At 74.9% G+C, this 19,223-nt stretch carries 14 protein-coding genes; 4 read left to right on the forward strand and 10 right to left on the reverse strand.

Annotated elements, in window-relative coordinates; genetic code table 11:
* Window positions 1–356: 356 nt before the first annotated feature.
* From katG to IF01_RS0118550, 4 genes are all read right to left on the reverse strand, one after another.
* On the reverse strand, window positions 357–2,546 hold the full coding sequence (gene katG / locus IF01_RS0118535) for a catalase/peroxidase HPI (RefSeq protein ID WP_030394550.1): 2,190 nt from the start codon (window positions 2,544–2,546) through the stop codon (window positions 357–359).
* Between the two features lie 218 nt (window positions 2,547–2,764).
* Entirely contained in the window at window positions 2,765–4,816 is a 2,052-nt protein-coding gene (locus IF01_RS0118540; protein WP_244215552.1) for a glycosyl hydrolase, read from the reverse strand.
* Window positions 4,817–4,934: 118 nt separating this feature from the next.
* Window positions 4,935–5,597 (reverse strand): response regulator, encoded by a 663-nt coding sequence (locus tag IF01_RS0118545; RefSeq protein ID WP_030394552.1) that lies wholly within the window; start codon window positions 5,595–5,597, stop codon window positions 4,935–4,937.
* Window positions 5,594–6,823, reverse strand: coding sequence for a sensor histidine kinase (locus IF01_RS0118550; RefSeq protein WP_030394553.1), 1,230 nt, complete (start codon window positions 6,821–6,823; stop codon window positions 5,594–5,596). Before IF01_RS0118550 ends, IF01_RS0118545 begins: the two co-directional genes overlap by 4 nt.
* A gap of 322 nt (window positions 6,824–7,145) precedes the next feature.
* Between IF01_RS0118550 and IF01_RS0118555 the strand changes: the two genes are divergently transcribed.
* Entirely contained in the window at window positions 7,146–8,636 is a 1,491-nt protein-coding gene (locus IF01_RS0118555; protein ID WP_030394554.1) for an alpha/beta hydrolase family protein, read from the forward strand.
* Window positions 8,637–8,784: 148 nt separating this feature from the next.
* Here the strand turns inward: IF01_RS0118555 and IF01_RS0118560 are convergent, their stop codons facing one another.
* Window positions 8,785–9,729: a LysR family transcriptional regulator gene (locus tag IF01_RS0118560; RefSeq protein ID WP_030394555.1), complete on the reverse strand. Its 945-nt coding sequence runs from the start codon at window positions 9,727–9,729 to the stop codon at window positions 8,785–8,787.
* A gap of 109 nt (window positions 9,730–9,838) precedes the next feature.
* Between IF01_RS0118560 and IF01_RS0118565 the strand changes: the two genes are divergently transcribed.
* Together IF01_RS0118565 and IF01_RS0118570 are read left to right on the forward strand one after the other, a co-directional pair.
* Window positions 9,839–10,804, forward strand: a complete 966-nt coding sequence (locus IF01_RS0118565; RefSeq protein ID WP_078880077.1) for an NAD(P)H-binding protein — start codon at window positions 9,839–9,841, stop codon at window positions 10,802–10,804.
* Window positions 10,794–11,159, forward strand: a complete 366-nt coding sequence (locus IF01_RS0118570) for a darcynin family protein (protein WP_030394557.1) — start codon at window positions 10,794–10,796, stop codon at window positions 11,157–11,159. Before IF01_RS0118565 ends, IF01_RS0118570 begins: the two co-directional genes overlap by 11 nt.
* A 60-nt stretch (window positions 11,160–11,219) precedes the next feature.
* Here the strand turns inward: IF01_RS0118570 and IF01_RS0118575 are convergent, their stop codons facing one another.
* On the reverse strand, window positions 11,220–12,104 hold the full coding sequence (locus IF01_RS0118575) for a prohibitin family protein (RefSeq protein ID WP_030394558.1): 885 nt from the start codon (window positions 12,102–12,104) through the stop codon (window positions 11,220–11,222).
* A 326-nt stretch (window positions 12,105–12,430) separates the two neighbouring features.
* Between IF01_RS0118575 and IF01_RS50050 the strand changes: the two genes are divergently transcribed.
* Window positions 12,431–12,574, forward strand: a complete 144-nt coding sequence (locus IF01_RS50050) for a nitroreductase family protein (protein WP_244215558.1) — start codon at window positions 12,431–12,433, stop codon at window positions 12,572–12,574.
* 37 nt (window positions 12,575–12,611) lie between these two features.
* Here the strand turns inward: IF01_RS50050 and IF01_RS0118580 are convergent, their stop codons facing one another.
* The 4 genes from IF01_RS0118580 to lanKC form a co-directional block, all read right to left on the reverse strand.
* Complete coding sequence (locus IF01_RS0118580; RefSeq protein WP_030394559.1) at window positions 12,612–13,442, reverse strand: poly-gamma-glutamate hydrolase family protein; 831 nt, start codon at window positions 13,440–13,442, stop codon at window positions 12,612–12,614.
* Between the two features lie 75 nt (window positions 13,443–13,517).
* The gene (locus IF01_RS0118585; protein WP_030394560.1) at window positions 13,518–15,341 is read right to left on the reverse strand and encodes an ABC transporter ATP-binding protein; all 1,824 of its coding nucleotides are present in this window, start codon (window positions 15,339–15,341) and stop codon (window positions 13,518–13,520) included.
* A gap of 176 nt (window positions 15,342–15,517) precedes the next feature.
* Window positions 15,518–15,655, reverse strand: a complete 138-nt coding sequence (locus tag IF01_RS46890) for a SapB/AmfS family lanthipeptide (protein WP_094745592.1) — start codon at window positions 15,653–15,655, stop codon at window positions 15,518–15,520.
* A 126-nt stretch (window positions 15,656–15,781) separates the two neighbouring features.
* Window positions 15,782–18,433, reverse strand: a complete 2,652-nt coding sequence (lanKC, locus tag IF01_RS0118595) for a class III lanthionine synthetase LanKC (protein WP_051755636.1) — start codon at window positions 18,431–18,433, stop codon at window positions 15,782–15,784.
* Window positions 18,434–19,223: the final 790 nt, after the last annotated feature.

The raw sequence follows: 19,223 nt of genomic DNA on the forward strand, positions 1-19,223 counted from the left end.
GGCCCGTCTGCTCCGTCAAGGCCGGCCTCACCAAGTAACACCCCCACCCCCACCACCACGGGGGCGCACCACAACAACGCCGCTGCACCCGACCACCCCAAAAGGGCGGTCCGGTGACCAGCGGCGTCGTGCGTTCACCGACGGACGAAAACCCGGGCAGCCTCAGACCGCCCGACCACGCCCCCAGTCGTACAGACGCCGCGCACCGTCACCGCGCAAGGCCGGCTCGCGCTCAGTGAGGGGCGGTTCACGGCCAGGAAGCACCTCCGGGGCCGGGCCGCGCAGCAGCGCGCAGGCCCCGTTTCCCTCCCCGTGCCCACCGCCGCGCGGCAGAGCGGTCGCTCAGCGCAGGTCGCTCAGCGCAGGTCGAACCGGTCCAGGTTCATCACCTTGGTCCACGCCGCCACGAAGTCCCGGACGAACTTCCCGTCCGCGTCCCCGGAGCCGTAGACCTCGGCCAGCGCGCGCAGCTGGGAGTGCGAGCCGAAGACGAGGTCGACGGCGGTGGCCGTCCACCTCACCGCGCCGGTGGCCCGGTCCCGCCCCTCGAAGACGTTCGCCTCCGAGGCCGAGGGCTTCCACTCCGTCCCCGAGTCGAGCAGATTGACGAAGAAGTCCGTGGTCAGCACCTCCGGCCGGTGGGTGAGGACGCCGTGCGGGGAGCCCCGGAAGCCGGCGTTCAACGCCCGCATCCCGCCTAGCAGGACGGTCATCTCCGGCGCGGTCAGCGTCAGCAGGTCGGCCCGGTCGAGCAGCAGGGTCTCCGGCGACAGCTTCTCGTCGGCCCGCAGGTAGTTCCGGAACCCGTCCGCCCTCGGTTCGAGCACGGCGAAGGCCTCCACGTCCGTCTGCTCCTGCGAGGCGTCGGTGCGCCCCGGGGCGAACGGGACCGTCACGGCGTGCCCGGCGGCGTGCGCGGCCCGCTCGACCGCCGCACCGCCGCCCAGCACGATGAGGTCGGCGAGCGAGATCCGCCGGGCGCCGCTCTGCGCCGCGTTGAAGTCCTGCCGGACCTCCTCCAGCCGCCGGACCGTGTCGGCCACCTCGGGGAGGTTGTTGACCTCCCAGTCCTTCTGCGGCGCGAGCCGGATCCGGGCGCCGTTGGCGCCGCCGCGCATGTCGGTGCCGCGGTAGGCGGCGGCCGACGCCCACGCGGTCGCGACCAGCTGGGGGATGCCCAGGCCGGAGTCGTCGATCCGCTTCTTGAGGTCAGCGACGTCCTCGTCCGTGACCGGCTCGTGGTCGGCGGCGGGGACCGGGTCCTGCCACAGCTGCGCCTCGGGCACCCACGGTCCGAGGTAGCGGGACACCGGGCCCATGTCGCGGTGCAGCAGCTTGTACCAGGCCTTGGCGAAGGCCTCGGCGAGCTGATCGGGGTGCTCGTGGAAACGCCGGCAGATCGCCTCGTAGACCGGGTCCTGGCGCAGCGCGAGGTCCGTGGTCAGCATCATCGGGGCGTGCCGCTTCGCGGGGTCGTGCGCGTCCGGCACGGCGGTCGCGGCCGCCGGGTCGGTGGGCTTCCACTGCTTGGCCCCGGCCGGGCTGGTGGTGAGCTCCCAGTCGTAGCGGAACAGGTTGTCCAGGTAGCCGTTGTCCCACCGGGTCGGCTCGGTGGTCCAGGCGCCCTCGAGCCCGCTGGTGATGGCGTCGGCGCCGGAGCCGCTGCCGCAGGTGTTGCGCCAGCCCAGGCCCTGCTGCTCGATCGGGGCGCCCTCGGGCTCCGGGCCGATGCAGGACGGGTCCACGGCGCCGTGGCACTTGCCGAAGGTGTGGCCGCCGACGATGAGCGCGACCGTCTCCTCGTCGTTCATCGCCATCCGCGCGAAGGTCTCCCGGATGTCGACGGCGGCGGCGCGCGGGTCCGGATTGCCGTTGGGGCCCTCCGGGTTGACGTAGATCAGGCCCATCTGGACGGCGCCGAGCGGATTGGCCAGCTCGCGGTCACCGGTGTAGCGCTCGTCGCCGAGCCAGGTGTCCTCGGAGCCCCAGAAGATCTCCTCCGGCTCCCAGATGTCCTCGCGGCCGAAGCCGAAGCCGAAGGTCCGGAACCCCATCGACTCCATGGCGCAGTTGCCGGTGAACACCAGCAGGTCGGCCCAGGAGATCTTCCGGCCGTACTTCTGCTTGACCGGCCAGAGCAGCCGCCGGGCCTTGTCCAGACTGGCGTTGTCCGGCCAGCTGTTGAGCGGCGCGAAGCGCTGGGCACCGCTGCCGCCGCCGCCCCGGCCGTCCGCGATCCGGTAGGTGCCGGCGGCGTGCCAGCTCATCCGGATGAACAGCGGGCCGTAGTGGCCGTAGTCGGCGGGCCACCAGTCCTGGGAGTCGGTCATCAGCGCGACGACGTCCCGCTTCAGCGCCTCGACGTCGAGGGTGGCGAACTCCGCGGCGTAGTCGAAGTCCTCGTCCATCGGGTTGGAGAGGGGCGAGTGCCGGTGCAGGACCTGGAGGTCCAGTTGCTCGGGCCACCAGTCACGGTTGGTCCTGGGCCCGGTCGCCTTGGGGGTGGGGGAAGGAATTGCTGGGTTCTCGCTCTCGCTGCCGGACACGTCCGCCCCTTCGTCCTTAGTCGTTTTCTGCCCTTTCGCCCGTATGGTCCCGCACCCGGGACCGTACGGCGGGCAGAACACGCGGGGCGCCTCCGGCCGCCGGGACGGACGCGGCGCGCGGCCGGACGCCGGACGCCCCGGCCCCCGCGCGGTGGCGGGGACCGGGGCGTCCGCTCCCGGGGATCGGGCCGGGTCGGGCGGCAGCAGGGCCGTCCGGATCAGCTCCACCTCCGCAGGGCGTCGAGGTAGACGGCGGTGCGGCCGGCGGCGCCCGGGGCGGGGGTGAAGACCACGCCGATCTCCCGGACGTGGGCGGGGTCGGGCACCCCGGCCAGGTCGAGCCGCAGGGTCCGCCCGTCCGGGCCGACCGTGACGGCGGGGCTCGCGGTCCAGGTCCAGCCGGAGGCGTCGCCGGTGCCGGTGCGCACATACAGACTGGCGGTGGTGCCGCCCGCCTGCTGCCCCCAGGGCGCGGTGCCGGCGGCGACGGTGAGCACGGTGGCACCGGTCAGGTCGACGGGGTCCGTCCGCCGGAGCCGGACGGCGCCCCGCTCGGGCTCGACGTCGGCCTTGAGCGCGCTGCGGCCCTCGGCCGCGCCCTCGTCGGCGACCGCCCAGGGTCCGGCCGCCGCGCCGGAGCCGGACCAGCCCTCGGTGCCGTTCTCGAAGCCGGCCAGCAGGCCGCCGCGCCGCATGTCGTCCAGGTAGACCGCGGAGCGGCCGCTCGCCCCGGCCGCCGGGGCGAACTCGACGCCGATCTCGCGGACGTGGGCCCGGTCCGGGACCCTGGTCAGGTCGAGGACCAGCCGGGTCGGCTTGGTGTCGACGGTGACGGCGCCCGAGTCGGTCCAGGTCCAGCCGGAGGCGTCGCCGCTGCCGGTGCGCACATAGAGCTTGGCGCGGGTGCCGCCCGCCTGGTCGCCCCAGGGCGCGGTCCGGGCGTCGACGCTGAGCACGGTGTCCCCGGAGAGGTCGAGCGGGCCGACCTTGTTGAGGTAGGCGGCGCCGGTGCCGAGGTCCACGTCGGCCTTGAGCGAGCCGCTGCCGCGCGCGGACCACTCCGTGACCTGCCACGGGCCGGCCGCGAGGTGCCAGCCGCTCCAGCCCTGGGTGCCGGTCTCGAAGTCCTGGTAGGCCACCGGCGGGTCCTCCGCCGGGGCGGCGGCGAGGTCGACCCCGCCCCGGTTCACCGTCCACGGGTCGTTCATCAGCACGGCGCCGTTGACGTTCCGGGCCGGGCTCCACTCGTTGTTCCAGGCCAGGAAATAGGAGGTGCGCGGGAAGCGCTCGTGCAGCGCCTTCACCCACAGCGCGTAGTCGAAGGTCCCGCCCGCGCCCGAGCCCGGGCCGATCTCGGTGAAGGCGAACGGCTTGCCGAGCTCGACCAGCTTCTCGTAGCCGGTGATCGCCGACGGGTCGGCGGTGTAGCAGTCCAGCCCGACCACGTCGGCGTAGGCGCGGCCGACCCAGTAGGCGGTGGGATCCGCGGAGCCGCAGTTCGGCGCGTACGTCCACAGCAGGTTGTGCAGGCCCTTGGCCGTGGTGAGGTAGTCGTAGGTGCCGCGCCACAGCGCCGCGAAGTCGGCCGGGTCCTGGTGGCCCCACCAGAACCAGTCGCCGTTCATCTCGTGGAACGGGCGGAACAGCACCGGCACCCCGGCGTCGGACAGCCGCCGCAACCCCGCCGCGATGTCGTCGAGTTCGGCCCGCCAGGCCCGGCCGGCGGCGGTGGCCGGGTCGGACAGCTGACGGAAGGCCGGCTGCGGCAGCGGAGTCCGCCAGGCGGCCCCCGCCACCGGGTTCGGCAGGTGGACGCTCACCGAGACCAGTCCACCGCGACCGGCGTGGTCGATCATCTCGGTGTCGCAGCCCGAGTCGATCGCGGTCGGCACCCCGTCGGCGTTCCAGCCGCTCGCGTAGTCGCAGGCCAGCACCGCCGGGAACCGGCCCGTCCGGTCGGCCAGTTCGGTGACGTCCCGGTACTGGGTGGCGAAGTCCTTGCCCGACCCGGGCGCGGCGCTGCCGCTGTACCCGGCGAAGAATCCGGACGCCGTCCGGTTCCGCAGCCCCCGGTCGGGCAGCTGCGCGAGCCAGTCCAGCACCGCTCGCGCCTGCGGGCCCGCCCCCGGGTCCGCCGGTTGGACGACGGCGGTCGGTCGGACGGCCTCAGGTTGCACGGCCGCCACCGCCGTCGGCGCGGCGGCGCTCCCGCCGCCCAGCATGCTCGCCACCGCGACCAGGACCGCGACGGATCGTCGACGCAGCCTCATCAGCACCCCCCGTTGCTCTCGGCACGGCAGGAGCATCCGTCCTGCCGATGATCACACTAGGGCGTGTCCGTCCGCTCGGACGACGGTCGGTCGGCGGGCGGCAGGGCCGGTGGGGGCATCACCCCGGGTGGACCAGGCGGTTCTCGTGGGCGAAGACCACGGCCTGGATCCGGTCGCGGAGTTCGAGCTTGTGCAGCACCCGCCCCAGATGGGACTTCACGGTCGCCTCCGCGAGGTACAGGGTGGCCGCGATCTCGGCGTTGGACAGCCCTCGGCCCACCTCGACGAGCACCTCGTGCTCCCGGGCGCTGAGCCGTCCCAGCCGGTCGTCGCGCGTGCCGCCGCGGCCGTCGGGGATGTGCGGGCGGAGGGTCTCCAGCAGGCGCCGGGTGATCCGCGGCGAGACCACCGCGTCGCCCGCGGCCACGCTCCGGATCGCCGTGAGCAGCTCCTCCGGCCTGGTGTTCTTCAGCAGGAAGCCCGAGGCCCCGGCGTGCAGCCCGGCGAAGGCGTACTCGTCCAGGTCGAAGGTGGTGAGGATCAGCACCCTGCTCCGCGGGGAGACCCGGACGACCTCGCGGGTCGCCTCGATCCCGTCGGTCCCGGGCATCCGGACGTCCATCAGGACGACGTCGGGGCGCAGCTCCCGGGCGAGGCGGACGGCCTGCGCCCCGTCCGCGGCCTCGCCGACCGTGGCCATGTCGGGCTGGGCGTCCAGGACGGTGCCGAAGGCCATCCGGAGCAGGGCCTCGTCGTCGGCGATCAGGATCCGGATCGTCATGCGGACACCGCCCCGGCGCTGTCGAGCAGCAGGCGGGTGCGGACGCCCCAGCCGCCGCCCGGGAGCGGTCCGGCCCGCAGGGTCCCCCCGTAGGCGGCCGCGCGTTCGCGCATGCCGGGGATGCCGTGGCCGGAGGACGAGGGTGTGGCGGCGGAGGTCGCCGGGCGGGGGCCGGTGTCGGCGACGTCCACGGTGACGGTGCCGGCGGAGCACCGGATCCGGACCGTCGCGCGGGTGCCGGCGGGGGTGTGTTTGAGGGCGTTGGTCAAGGCTTCCTGTACCAGGCGGTAGACGGTGAGCTGCGCGGTGGCGGGCAGGTGGTCGTGGTCGCCCTCGACCTCCAGCCCGGTCGGCAGGCCGGCGGCGGACATCTGCTCGGCGAGGGCGTCGAGTTGGGCGATGCCGGGCAGCGGGTGGCGTTCCGCGTCCGGTTCGTCGGCCCGCAGGACGCCCAGCGAGCGCCGCATGTCGGTCAGGGCCTGCCGGCCGGTCTCGGAGATCTGCCGCATCGCGGCGTCGGCCCGGTCGGGCGACCGCTGCCGCGCGTAGCCGGCGGCGTCGGCGAGCGCGACCATGACGGACAGGTTGTGGGTGACGATGTCGTGCATCTCCCGGGTGATCCGGGCCCTTTCCTCGGCGACGGCCAGTCGTGCCTGCTGCTCCTGCTCCCGTTCCAGGTGCGCGGCCCGTTCCTCCACGGCCGCGAGGTAGGCGCGGGTGGTCCGTACGTTCATGCCGAGGACGGCGGCGGCCGCGGTCATCGCGGTGACCGCGACGAACGGGGTGAGGAACGCGCCGTCCGGTGCCCAGCGCAGGCAGGCCAGCAGGACCCCGGCCTCCACCACGGCGCCGGCGACCAGGGTGGTGCGCCGGGCCGAGTGGGCGGCCAAGGTGTAGAGGGCCACCAGCACGGCGATGTCCGCCGGGAGTTGGATGTCCAGCAGCCACTGGACCAGGGCGGCGGCCACCACCGCGCCGAACACCACGAGCGGGGCGCGGCGGCGCCACAGCAGGGGCAGCACGAGGGCGGCGGTGAGGGCCACGGTCAGCACCGGTTCGCGCGGCGCGGGCGTGGTCGCGGCGTTGAGGAGGAGGAGCGCCGGCAGCAGCGAGTCCCACACCGGGGTCGGCAGGCGGGGGATCCGGCGGGCGACGGCTGCCGCCCGCTCCGTTCGGCCCGCCCCCGGCCGGTGGGCCCTGCCGGGTTCCGCGGCGGCCTCGGTCATCACATGTCCCTGTCGATCCGGTGTCGTGGTGGCCCGGTCGGGCCGGCACCGGGGGCCGCCGGACCCGCCGCGGGTACGGGGACCGCACCCGGCGCGCCGCCCGGCTCGTCCCGCGGCCCTGTCACGGTAGGCCACCGGCCCGCCGGGCGCATGGGTCCACCGTCGGACGGCGTCCGCGGCGGTGTACGACCGGAGGAGGAGACGGACACCTCCCCCGGTGGCAACGCGGCCGCCGATCCGGCGCGTTCGCCTGCCACCCGGGTCGCAGCGGTGACGCGCACGGCGCCCGCCCCCGGTCGGACCCGGTGGCGACCCGGGGGCGATGTGGCGGCGGGGGCCCGGCGCCGACGATGGGCCCGTGACCGAGATCATCACGGGACTGTTCATGTCCCCCCTGGAAATCCTTGCCCTGCTGAGTGCCCTCGCGCTGGTGGTGGCGCGCTGGCTGCCCCCGGCCGCCCGCCCGCGCACCACGGTCGCGGCGGGCGCGCTGCTCGTCCTGTCCGTGCTCGTGCTGGGGGTGACCGGGCTGCGCTGGCAGCTGCTGCCGGTCCTGGCCGGCGCCGCCCTCGTGCTGCCGTTCGCCCTCGCCCCGCTGCGGCGGCGCCGGACCGGCCGGCCGGCGTGGCGGGCCCGCTGGTGGCTGGCGCTGCCGGGGTCGCTGGCCTGCGCCGGGCTGATCGCCGCCGGGCCGGTGTCCGCCTGGGCCTTCCCCGTCCCCGTGTTCCCCGAGCCCACGGGCGAGTTCGCGGTCGGCACCCGGGTGCTGCAGTGGACCGACCGGCAGCGGCCGGAGACCTTCACCCCCGACCCGGACGACCGGCGCACGGTCGTGGTCCAGCTCTGGTACCCCGCGCAGCAGAGCCCCGCCGGTACGCCGCGGGCCCAGTACCTCGGACGCACCGAGGACGAGGCGCGCACCGTCTCCGCCGCCCTCGCCCGGGGCGTCGGCCTGCCGGACTTCCTGGTCGACGGTGTCCCGCACGCCCGCAGCCGTTCGGTCTTCGACGCCCCGGTGGCCGGGGACGGCGGACGGTTCCCGGTCGTGCTGTTCTCGCCCGGCTCGGGCGGGGTGCGCACCCAGAACACCGCCTGGGCGGAGGAACTCGCCAGCCACGGCTACCTGGTGGCCGCCCTCGACCACCCGTACGACTCCGCCGCCGTGGTCCTCGCCGACGGCCGGACGGTCACCACCGAGACCTCCTCCTCCGGCGACGCGGACCAGGACGAGCAGCTGGCGGCCGGCTGGACTGCGGTCCGGGCCGCCGACCTCGGCTTCGTCCTCACCCAGCTGGAGGGCCTGGACCGGGCCGGGAGCGGTGACCCGCTGACCGGGCGGCTGGACACCGGCCGGGCCGCCGTGACCGGCCACTCGATGGGGGGCGCCGCCGCGTTCCAGGCGGCCCGGCAGGACCACCGGTTCCGCGCCGTGGTCGATCTGGACGGCTTCCCGCACGGCCCGGCCTCGCCCGCCCTCGACCGGCCGGCGCTCGCGATGACCCAGGCCCTCACCGGGGCGACCGACGCGCGCTACCTGCCCCGGCTGACCGAGGCGCTCGCGGCCAGCACCGCGACCGGCTACCGGCTCACCGTCCCCGGAGCGGCGCACCTCAGCTTCATGGACGGGCCGCTGTACCTGCCGCCGGTGCCTGCGATCGTCGGCTCGCTGGGCCGGACCCGCAGCCCGCGCGTCGTCGCCGGGGCCACCCTCGCCTTCCTGGACTCCACCCTGCGCGACCGGCCCGGCGACCTGGCCGGCGCGCTGTCGGCGTACGGCAGCCTCACCGTCCGGACGCCGGGCGGCGGGCACTGAGGAGGCGGCACTGAGGGGGCGGGCGCTGAGGGGGCGGGCACTGAGGGGGCGCTGCCTCCGGCCGACGCACGTACGGCACCGCGACACCGCGGTGCCGTACGTGCGGTGGTGCGTGCCGAGGCCCGGCGCTCCCCTCCGAGGCCCGGGCTCACCCCGCCGGGGCCGGGCGCAGCACCCGCCGTACGGCGGCGCGAAGCCACTGGTGGCCGCCGTCGGCGGCGTGGCGCGGGTGCCAGGCCATCCCGATCGTCAGCGGCGGCAGTTCGAGCGGGATCTCCAGCAGCCGCAGGCCCAGCGTCTGCGCCGCGCCGGAGAGCGGTGACGGCGGCTCGCCCGGCAGCGCGACCGGCACCAGGCAGACCACGTCGCCGGTGGCGGCCAGGGCCATCGCTGCCAGATGCCCGGGCAGGACGGCGCTCACCCGGCGGCTGAGCCCCCGTTCGGCGAGGGCCGCGTCCAGCGGACCGGTGAAGCGGCCGCGGCGGCTGACCACCACGTGCTCGGCGGCGGCCAGCCGGGCCGGTGTCAGCGGCCCGTCGGCGAGCGGGTGGCCGGCCCTGACCGCGGCCGCCATCCGCACCGTGGCCAGCTCCTCCACCAGGGTCTCCGGGTCGACGTGGTCGATCGCCCCGATCTCCAGGTCGATCCGGCCCTCGCGCAGCGCCGGTCCCGCCTCGAAGTCCTCGGCCAGTACCCGCAGCGAGACGCCCGGTGCCCGGCGGCGGGCCAGCGCGAGCAGACCGGGCGCCAGGGCCGCGCCGACCAGGTCCGCGGCCTGGACGGTGAAGGTGCGCCGCAGCGCGGCGGGGTCGACCCCGCCGCTCGGGGTGAGCAGCGCCTCCAGTCGGCGCACCACCGCGGCGGCCTCCTCCCGCAGTTCCTCGGCGCGGGGCGTGGGCACCATCGCCTGGCCGGCCCGGACCAGCAGCGGGTCCTGGAGGACCCGGCGCAGCCGGGCCAGGGTGCGGCTCATCGCCGCGGGGGACGTGTGCAGCCGCGCGGCGGCACGGGTGACGCTCTGCTCGGTGAGCAGGGCGTCGAGGGCGACCGCGAGATTGGCGTCGAGGTTCGGATCCGGGCTGCTCACCGGCATTGTTCCGTTCTGGGCAAGGATTGGATGCTGAAGTTCCCATTGTGGCAACAAGGTCGCCGTCCGCACGATGAGGGGGCACCGCTGATCCGACCGAGACCGTGAGGTTTTCATGATCGTCATCACCGCTCCCACCGGGAACATCGGCCGCCGGCTGCTGTCCCTCCTGGTCGAGGCCGCGCCCGCGCACGGGGAGGAACTGCGGGTCGTGGTCCGCGATCCGGCCCGGCTGCCCGAGGCCGTCCGCGACCGGGTCGAGGTGGTCACCGGCTCGCACGGCGACGCCGCGACCGTCGAGCGCGCGTTCACCGGCGCCGACGCCGTGTTCTGGCTGGTCCCGCCGGACGCCTCGGCCGCGCCCGAGGACGGGTGGAGCGGCTTCACCCGCCCCGCCGCCCGGGCGTTCGCCGCCCACGGCGTCGACCGCGTCGTCGGGGTGTCGGCGCTCGGCCGCGGCACCGCGCAGGCGGCCCGGGCCGGACTGGTCACCGCCTCCCTCGCCATGGACGACCTGATCGCCGGCTCCGGCGTCGCCTACCGTGCCCTGGCCTGCCCGTCCTTCTTCGAGAACCTGCTGGAGGAGGCCGGCTCGATCCGCGCCGAGGGCGTCTTCACCGACACCGTCGCCGCCGACCGCCGCGCCCCGCTGGTGGCCGTCGCCGACATCGCCGCGACGGCGGCCGGGCTGCTGCTGGACCGCTCCTGGAGCGGCGTCGACAGCGTCCCGGTGCTCGGCCCGCAGGACCTCTCGCCGGAGGACCTGGCCCGGATCATGACCGAGCAGCTCGGCCGCCCGGTCCGCTACCGGCGCCGGTCGCTGGACGACCTGCGCTCCGAGCTGCTCGGGTACGGCCTGCACCCGGAATTCGCGGAGGGCGTCGTCGGGATGAAGCGCGCCAAGGACCTGGGCCTGGACGCGGGTGCCGGGCGCCCGTCGCGGCCGGCGGTCCCGGCCACGGAGTTCGCGCGGTGGTGCGCCGAGACACTGAGGCCCGCCGTGCTCGCCGCCCCAGCCGCCCCAGCCGCTGCCACCACCCCCACCGCCGTCACCACCCCGGAGGCCGTCGATGCCCACTGACCCGACCGCACCGCCCGTCACCGCGTTCATGCTGGTCAAGACCACGCCCGAGTGGCTGGGGATGAGTGTGGGCGAGCGCGTCCACGCCTTCACCACCCAGGTCCTCCCGGTGATCGAGGCCCGCGCCCGCGGCGTCCGCTCGCGCTTCTACGACACGGAGTTCTACTCGGCGCGGGTGACCGACATCTGGGTCTGGGAGGCGGACGACCACGACGCCTACCGGCTGCTGGTCGACGCGCTGCGCGAAACCCCGTTCTGGGACCGCTGGTTCGACGTCGTCGAGCTGCTCGTGGGCACCGAGAACGGCTACGCCCGCACCTACGGTCTGGACCCGGTCGCCACCGTCACCGTCTGACGATCCGTCACCGCCCCTCCCCCGCAGACGCGTCGGGGAGGGGCGGACCGGGATCCGGTCTCAGCGCTTGGTACCGTCGACGATGACCGGCGTGCCGTTGGAGCCGCAGGGGCTGGCGTACACGGGGTTCTTCTCGGCGGCGGCCTTGAAGGCCTCGATGCACTGGCTCAGCAGGATCTTGTCGGTCAGCGAGCCGGCGATCGCGGCGTTCGCGGCGGCGGTGCTGTCCGCCTCGATCTTGCGCTTCTCCGCCTCGGCCTTGGCCGTGCGCACGGACGCCTCCGCCTGGGCGGTGGCCTGGTCCTGCTGGATCTTCTGGTCGATGGCCTTCTGCAGGCCGTCGCTCGGCCGCACGTTGCGCAGGTTGACCCCGTTGACGAGGATGCCGCGCGGGGCCAGCCGGGCGGTGATCAGCTTGTCGATCTCCGAGCTGATCGCCTCGCGCTGCGAGCTGTAGCCCTCGACGCTGGTGTGGCGGGCGAAGACATTGCGCACGATCTCCCGGCTGTCCGGGTAGACCAGCCGCTGCTGGACGGCCTCGGCACTGCCGGCCAGCTTGTACAGGTCGACGGTGTGCTGGGGGTCGATCGACCACTTGACCGTCAGGTCGGCGTACAGCACCCCGCCCTCGGAGGAGCGGACCTCGACGGTCGAGTCACCGGTCAGGTCGAGGTCGACGGGCCGGGTCGAGAAGGTGGTCACGTCGGTCAGCGGCGACTTGAAGTGCAGCCCCGGCTGCCAGGCCGTGCCCACCTTGCCCAGACTGGTCGGCACCCCGACCTCGGTCGGATCGACCACGTGCACAAAGGTGGTGAGCCCCAGCAGCAGCCCGAGGGCGCCGGTGAGAAGTCCGCCCAGGGTGACCGGCCAGGACCCGACCTTGCGCCAACGGAGCACAAGCAGACTGACACCGATGGCCAGGAACAGCAGGGAAACGATCAGCATGGCGAGTCTCTCGGACTGAAATGATCACAGCGGACGGCCGCAGCCTAGACAGGCCACCCATGTCTCCATAAGTCACGTCAGCTGATGTTCATGCGACGAACCCCCGACGTTGGCCGAGGGGAACGGGAGGCGGCCCGGCGCCCCCCACCGCCGCGCCATGCACCTCTTTCCCATCGGCCCATCGGGTCAAAGTATGTGATGAGCAATCAGCAAAAATCGATCGTGACACCGCGACGGCCGGCCGACCTCGCCGGCCTGCGGCAGCGCTACGGGCTGCGCGCGCTGCGCCTCGTCTCGTCGAGACCGGGCACCTCGCCCAGAACCTGCTGCTCACCTCCGCCGCCTACGGCCTCGGCACCACGCCCCTGGGCGGGCTTTTCGACGACCTGGTCCACGAGTCGCTGGTCCGGGACGACCTGGACCAGCCGATCCAGTACCTGCTGCCGCTGGGCCGCCCGGCCGCACCCTGAGCGGTGGACCGGGCGGCCCGCTGTGCGCGGCCCCGGGTCAGAGCACGGGTTGGGTGGCCTCCAGGCGCTGGACGGCCGTCCGGACGGCGTTGGTGAAGGCCCAGAACAGCGGCAGAGTGTTGGCGGCGCGCTCGGTCCTGGTGTTCCGGCCCGGGGCGAACATCGCGGCGCGCAGCTCGGTGGTCGTCTCCAGCTGGGCGCCCATGCCGAGCAGGCTGCGGTTGCAGATGTTCTCCGGGGAGATCCCGGCGATCTCCTCCTCGCCCGAGGCCGTGACCGCGCGGATGCCCGCCGCCGCGAACTGCTCCATCAGGTACTGGCGGAAGGTGGGGTTCAGGCCGCCGACCAGCACGGCCGCGGCACCGGCCTCCAGACCGGCCTGGGCGGCGGTGCAGCCGTGCAGCGAGAGCACGTTGAGGCTGCCGGCGCACATCGCGCGGGCGACGGTGTCGTCGCAGTGGGTCGAGGTGACGTGCAGGGCGCTGTTCCCGGAGGAACGCAGGCCCTCGAACATCCAGAAGTCGTGCACCGGTCCGGCCGCCGGGGTGGGCGCGAGGTCGGCCGGGTGATAGCCGGCGACGGCGAGGCACAGTTCGGAGGTGCCGCCCTCGATGCCGCCGCCGTGCGGGGCGATGACGGTGGTGCGGACGATTCCGGCGCGCGCCGCCGGGCTCTGGTCGTCGACCAGGTGCCGGCGCGAGCGGCGGCCGTAGTCCACTCCCTCGACCAGCGCCGGGTCCGAGTAGAGGGCCGTGTTGGAAGCATAGGCGTCCGCGGCGTGGGCCGGGGTGGCGGCGACCACGGAACCGCCGACGGCGGCGAGGGCGGGCACGGCGGCGAGCGCGGTCATCAGAGTACGACGGTTCATCACGGATCGTGATCATGACAGAGGGGGGAGGTTCCGGCAAACCCCTGCTGGTCCCTGCAGGCGGGGATCCCCCGCCTACTCGTGGCGGACCGGCACCTGGCCGGTCTGGGCGGCGACGAGTTCGCGGTAGGGGGCGCAGCGGGCGAGGAGGGTGGGGTGGTCGGCGGCGTCGACGACGGTGCCCCGGTTCATCATGATCACGTGATCGGCGTGCTGGACCGTGGAGAGCCGGTGGGCGACGACCACGACGGCGCTGTGGCGGGCCAGTTGGTCGACGATCTCGCGGAAGCGCAGCTCGTTGAGGCCGTCGAGCTGGCTGGTGGGCTCGTCGAGGAGGACGATGTCGGCGCCGGTGAGGAGGGCGCGGGCCAGCGCCATCCGCTGGCGCTGGCCGCCGGAGAGGTCGAACTCGCGGCCCAGCACGGTGTCCAGGCCGTGCGGGAGGCGGTCGACGTCCTGGGCGAGGCCGACGGTGGTCAGCGCCCGGGCGAGTTCGCCGTCGCCGGCGGCGCCGGTGCGGCCGAGTTGGAGGTTCTCCCGGGCGCTGGCCTCCAGGAGGGTGAACTCCTGGTCGACGTAGGCCATCCGGGCCCGCAGCGAGCCGAGCGGCCAGGTGCGGATGTCGTGGCCGAGGATGCTGACCGATCCGGCGCCGGGCCGGACGAAGCGGCCGACGAGGGAGAGCGCGGTGCTCTTGCCGGCGCCCGAGGGGCCGACGACGGCGGTCAGGCCGGTGCGCGGGATGCTGAAGGAGGCGGAGTCCAGGGCGGGCCGCCCGGTGCCGGCGTGGGTGTAGGAGACGCCGCGGAAGACCACGGCCGGGGCGTCGGGCACCGGTGTGGGGGTGGGGCGGGCCTCGTCGTCCGGGTCCGCCTCCCGGGGCAGGGCTAGCAGTTCGTTGCAGCGGTCCCGGGCGGCGAGTCCGGCCTGGAGGCGGCCGAAGCCGGTGGCGAGGGTGTTCACGGAGGGGACGGTCTGGAGCAGGTAGAGCAGGAAGGCGGCGAACTCCGCCACTTGCAGGTGCCCGGCCGCCATGCGCGCGCCGCCGGTGAGGATCACCGCGATCATGGCGAACTGGTTGCCGAGGGTGAGCGCCGCCGGCACCAGGGCGCCCAGCCGGGCGCCGGTCAGCGACACGACCCGCAGCTGCTCGGCGTCCTGCTCCAGCACCCGGTCCGCCAGGGGTTCGGCCCGGCAGGCCTTGATGGTGGTGAGGGCCTCCAGGTTGGCGGTGAAGCGCTGGGCGATCTGGCCCACCGCCTCCTGCTGACCGGTGACGTTGGCCCGCATCCGGCGCATGATCAGCAGGACCAGGCCGGTCAGGGCGGCCAGGGCGGTGACGGTGACGGCGGTGAGCACCCAGTCGATCCACACCATCACCGCCAGGGTCGCCAGCACCCCGAAGGCGGCCAGCGGCAGTTGCATCGCCACCTCGACCACCTGGCCCAGCAGTTGGGCGTCGGAGGTGACGCGGGCGGCGAGTTCGCCCGTCCCCCGGGCCCGTACCACCGGCAGCGGCAGGCGCAGGGCGTGAGCCATCACCGTCGTGCGCAGCCGGTAGGTCATGCCTTCGCCGACCCGGGCGAGTTGGAAGCCGGAGAGGGCCTGGGCCGCGGCGCCGACGAGGGCGGCGGCGGCCATCAGCAGCAGGCCGGGGGTGAGGGAGCGGTGGGCGGAGAAGTCCCCGACGATCCGGCGGACCAGCAGCGGGAGCGCGAGGGCCGCGACGGTGGCCACCACGGCGAGGAGCAGGGCGGCGGCGAGGCGGACCGGCTGGACGGCGAGTTCGCGGCGCAGCCGGACCTGCGGCGGCACGGGAGCGGCGACGGTGTCGGCGGGCCGGACGGCAGCGGTGTCGGCGGGCCGGACGGCGGCGGTGTCGGCGGGCTGGGCGGCCACGGGTCACCTCTCTGCTGGGCGGATCGGCGGGTGGGAGCAGCGGCGGGAGGAGGGAAGCGAGAGGGCCGCGGCGTCGGTCGGACGCCGCGGCCCGGGGGCCGGGCGGGTGGTCGGTCGACCACCCGCCCGGCCTGGCCGCTCGGACCGCGGGGCCACCCGTCGGGCGGCCGTGCGGGTCAGAGACAGATGAGCGTGCTGACCGTGCTGGTGCCGCAGTTCAGGACGCTCAGCGAGCTGGTGCTGGCGAGGGTGTCGTCGATCGGGGCCGCCTCGGTCTCGGGCAGCTCCAGGGTCTGGAGGTCGAGGATCGCCATGATGGTCTCCTTCACTTGGCGGTGGTTCACCCGGCCGGTCGGCCGGGAGTCTGTGGTGGCGCGCTCGCACGGCGGCGCGCTCGGGGTGCCGGTGGGGCGGGCCCTTCGGCGGGTCGGGACGTGCGGTCAGTGGGGTGCGGCCGGCGGTGCAGTGACCGCCCGCGGTGCGGTGGCGGCCGGCGTTGCGGTGACCGTCGACGGTGCGGTGGCGGCCGGGCCGGTGAACGGGAGGAACGGGGTGCCCGCGAAGGCCGTGCCCAGGGCCAGCAGCACCCCGGCCGATCCGGTCGCGAGGTCGGTGGACAGCCGCAGCAGCTGATCGCCGGGGAAGGCCAGGCGGCCCAGGTAGGGCACCTGGTGGAGCGCCAGCAGCGCCCGGTGCCGGTCGAGCAGTCCGGCGCCGGCCCGGTCCGCCGGGCCCCCGTCGGCACGCCCGCCGGTCAGCGCCAGGTAGCCGATGAGTCCGGCCCGTCCGTTGAAGAGGCCCGACTGGATCACGAACTCCGGCTCGGCGGCCCTGCGGATCAGCGCCTGCCGTTCGGCCGGCGCGGCGGCGGGCCGGTGGCGGAGCAACGCGGCCAGGGCGATCCCGATCCCGGCACTGCCGGTCTCGATGTAGGGCAGGACCCGGCGCCGGTCGACCACCTGGAGGGTACCGTCGCTCACCTGGACGCAACGGGCGAGGTCGAGTTCGAGCAGGGCCTCGGCGCGGTCCAGCAGGCTGCGGTCGCCGGTGTGTTCGTACAGCCGGACCAGTGCGAGGGCGGCACCGGAGGAGCCGGCCAGCAGCCCGGCCGCGCCGCCGCCGTGCTTCTCCCAGGCGCTCGCGGCGGCGCCGGCCGCGTTCAGGGCCTCGTCCAGCAACCGTTCGTCGCCGGTGGCGCGGGCGAAGTGCAGCAGGGTGAGCGCGATCCCCGGCCCGCCGGAGGACAGCGTCGGTACCGGCGCCGAATCGCCGTCGGCGGGGTGCCCGTCCAGCCGGTGCAGCAGTTCCAGCGCCCGTTCGCGCTCGCCCAGCAGGTCCAGGACGTACGCGACGCCGTGCCCGCCGTGGTAGAGGCCGGGCGACGTCCCGCGGCCGACGGCGGCATCGGCCAGCCACCGCACGTGTGCGGGGTCGATCTCGGCCCCGGTGCTGTGCAGGGCGTAGAGCACACCGGCCGCGCCGTGCGCCAGACCCAGCCCGCCCCGGGTGAACTGGGCGACGTCGCCCGGGAACAGGCGGTCGGAGCGGTCGGGGGTGGCGGCCGCGGCGATCCCGGCGGCGAGCGAGTCGCGGATCGCCGGCCAGTCGGCGACCGGCGCCTCCAGCAGCGCGCGGGTCTCGGAGCGACCCTCGGAGAGTTCCGGTCGGGGCGTGCGCCCGTCGCCGGGGGTGCGGCCGAGCAGGCGGCGGACGTCGTCGGTGTAGCCGGGCGGCACCGGGAAGCGGCGCTCGACGGCGTCCGCGAGCTGCCCGGCCTTGTCGGCGTCCAGGGCGGTGAGCTGGACCAGCGGGTAGAAGAGCCAGAGCCGCAGCGCCGCCAGCGCGTACCGGTCCACGTCCGTCCCGGTGTGGCCGGGCGGGGCGGTGAAGCCGGCGGCGCCCAGCGCGGGGCGCAGGAAGTCGTCTACGGTGCTGGCGAGTTCGAAGTCGATCAGGCAGAGCTCGCCGTCCGGCCGGATGATCAGGTTGCGCGGGTGGAGGTCCCCGAAGACGACGCCGCGCTCGTGGATCGCGGCCACAGCGCGTTCCACCTGGTCGACGACGGCCAGGGCGTCGCGGGTGTACCCGGCGACGGACTCCTCGTCGGCGTCGGGGTGGATCAGCGGGTAGCGGGCCGTCAGCCACTCGCTGAGGGACTGCCCGGCGACGTACTCCTGGACCAGGAACTCGTGCTCCCAGGCCGTCAGCAGCCCGTGCTCCCGGGGGACTCCGGGCACGCCGGCCAGTCGCGCCAGGACGGCGTGCTCGTTGCGCAGCCTGGTCACCGCGTCGACGCCGCGCTGGTCCAGCCCGGCGAACGGCCGGGCCTCCTTGAGCACCAGCTGCGTCCCGTCCTGCCCGTCGCGGGCCAGGTAGACGCCGCCGGCGTTGGAGAAGTGCAGGACCCGCTCGACGGTGTACGGGAGTCCGGTGTCCTGCGGTGCGGCGCGCTCCGCGACCGCCTCGGCGATGCACTCCGGCACCGGTGCCCAGGGCGGCACCGAGAACGCGGCTCCGCGCACGTCCGGCACGAGCCGGCCGTCCGGTCCGGCCAGGGCGAGTACGAGCTCCCCTGCGTCGTTGCGGCAGTAGCGTTCGGCGAACCCGCCGTACCTCAGGTACAGCGGCCCGTCCTTCCAGCACAGGTCGCTCAGGATGTACGCGCCCCGGTGGCCGGCCAGCAGCGGGCCGAGCCCGTCGAGGCAGCGCTGCAGCTCGGCGTCGTCGACCGGGTAGAGGGTGCAGAACTTCCCGCTGGAACCGCGGGGCGCGTACTTGGAGTTCTGCACCTGGAGGATGGGCAGTCCGCGCAGGAACTTGAAGGTGACGCGCTCCCGCAGGCAGAAGGCGTGGACGGTCTCCAGCACCTCCTCCGCGGTCCCGAGGCAGGCGGAGACGTGGATCTTCCAGCCCTGGTCCGGGATCCGCACGCCCGCCGGACGCACCACGGCCCACATCTCCAGGTCCCCGCGCTCCCAGCCCTCGGGCAGCGGCCGGGTGACGGCGGCGAACTCCTCCTGCGCTCCCCAGCGCCGGGGCGAGTCGTAGAAGAGCGGGTCGGCGTAGGCGTAGGCCTCGTAGCGGTTGTCCAACGGAACCCTCCTCGTGGCGGGGCCGGAGCGGGCGGGGCGGGTGGAACGGGCAGGGCCGGTGGTGCGGGCGGGGCGGGTGGAACGGGCGGGGCCGGTGGTGTGGGCGGGGCGGGCGGCACGGCGTGCGGAGGGGCGGGGCGCCGCGGAGCACGGTGCGCCGCGGGCACGGCGGAGGAACGTGGTGGAGCGGACGTGGTGGCACGCGGCCGTCCGAGGGTCGCGGGGCGCGGCGCGGACGGACGGGGTCGCGGTGCGGCGTGATGCCCCGGTGACGGCGGGGCGGGGAGAGCGAGGACCGGGCCGGCCGGGGGAATCGCGGTCGTCCTGGGTCGTACGGATCGGGAGCCGCCCCGGCGGTCGGAATCCGGTATGGCGATGCGGCCCTCCGAATAGTGGGCCCGCCTCGAATTCTCCGCAACAGCGCATGTTCGGGCCGGGAGTCCCGCGCAATGCACCCGGCTCGCGCTCGGTCGCATTTCCGGCGGAGGGCGCGCCGCCGTGCGCCACCCGACCTCGCCGACCGCCTTCACCCGGTGAGCGGCGGACCGACGGGGGTACGCGAACGCTCCCCCTGCGACGGTCGCGCTCCGCCGCTGGGCAGGCCGTTCGAGGGCCGCCGGACCGGGACGGTCCGAGCACGATCGAACCCGCGACAGAGCGGAGGCCGACCCCGGCCCGCTCCGGCCGGCCCCCGGCGCACTCCCGGCGGACGAAGCGCCCCCGACGACGGCACCCCGGCCGCACGAATCGGTCATTTCATCGGACAGAACCGAACGCGATCGAGTTGATC

Source organism: Kitasatospora purpeofusca (assembly GCF_000718025.1).
Lineage (GTDB): Bacteria > Actinomycetota > Actinomycetes > Streptomycetales > Streptomycetaceae > Kitasatospora > Kitasatospora purpeofusca.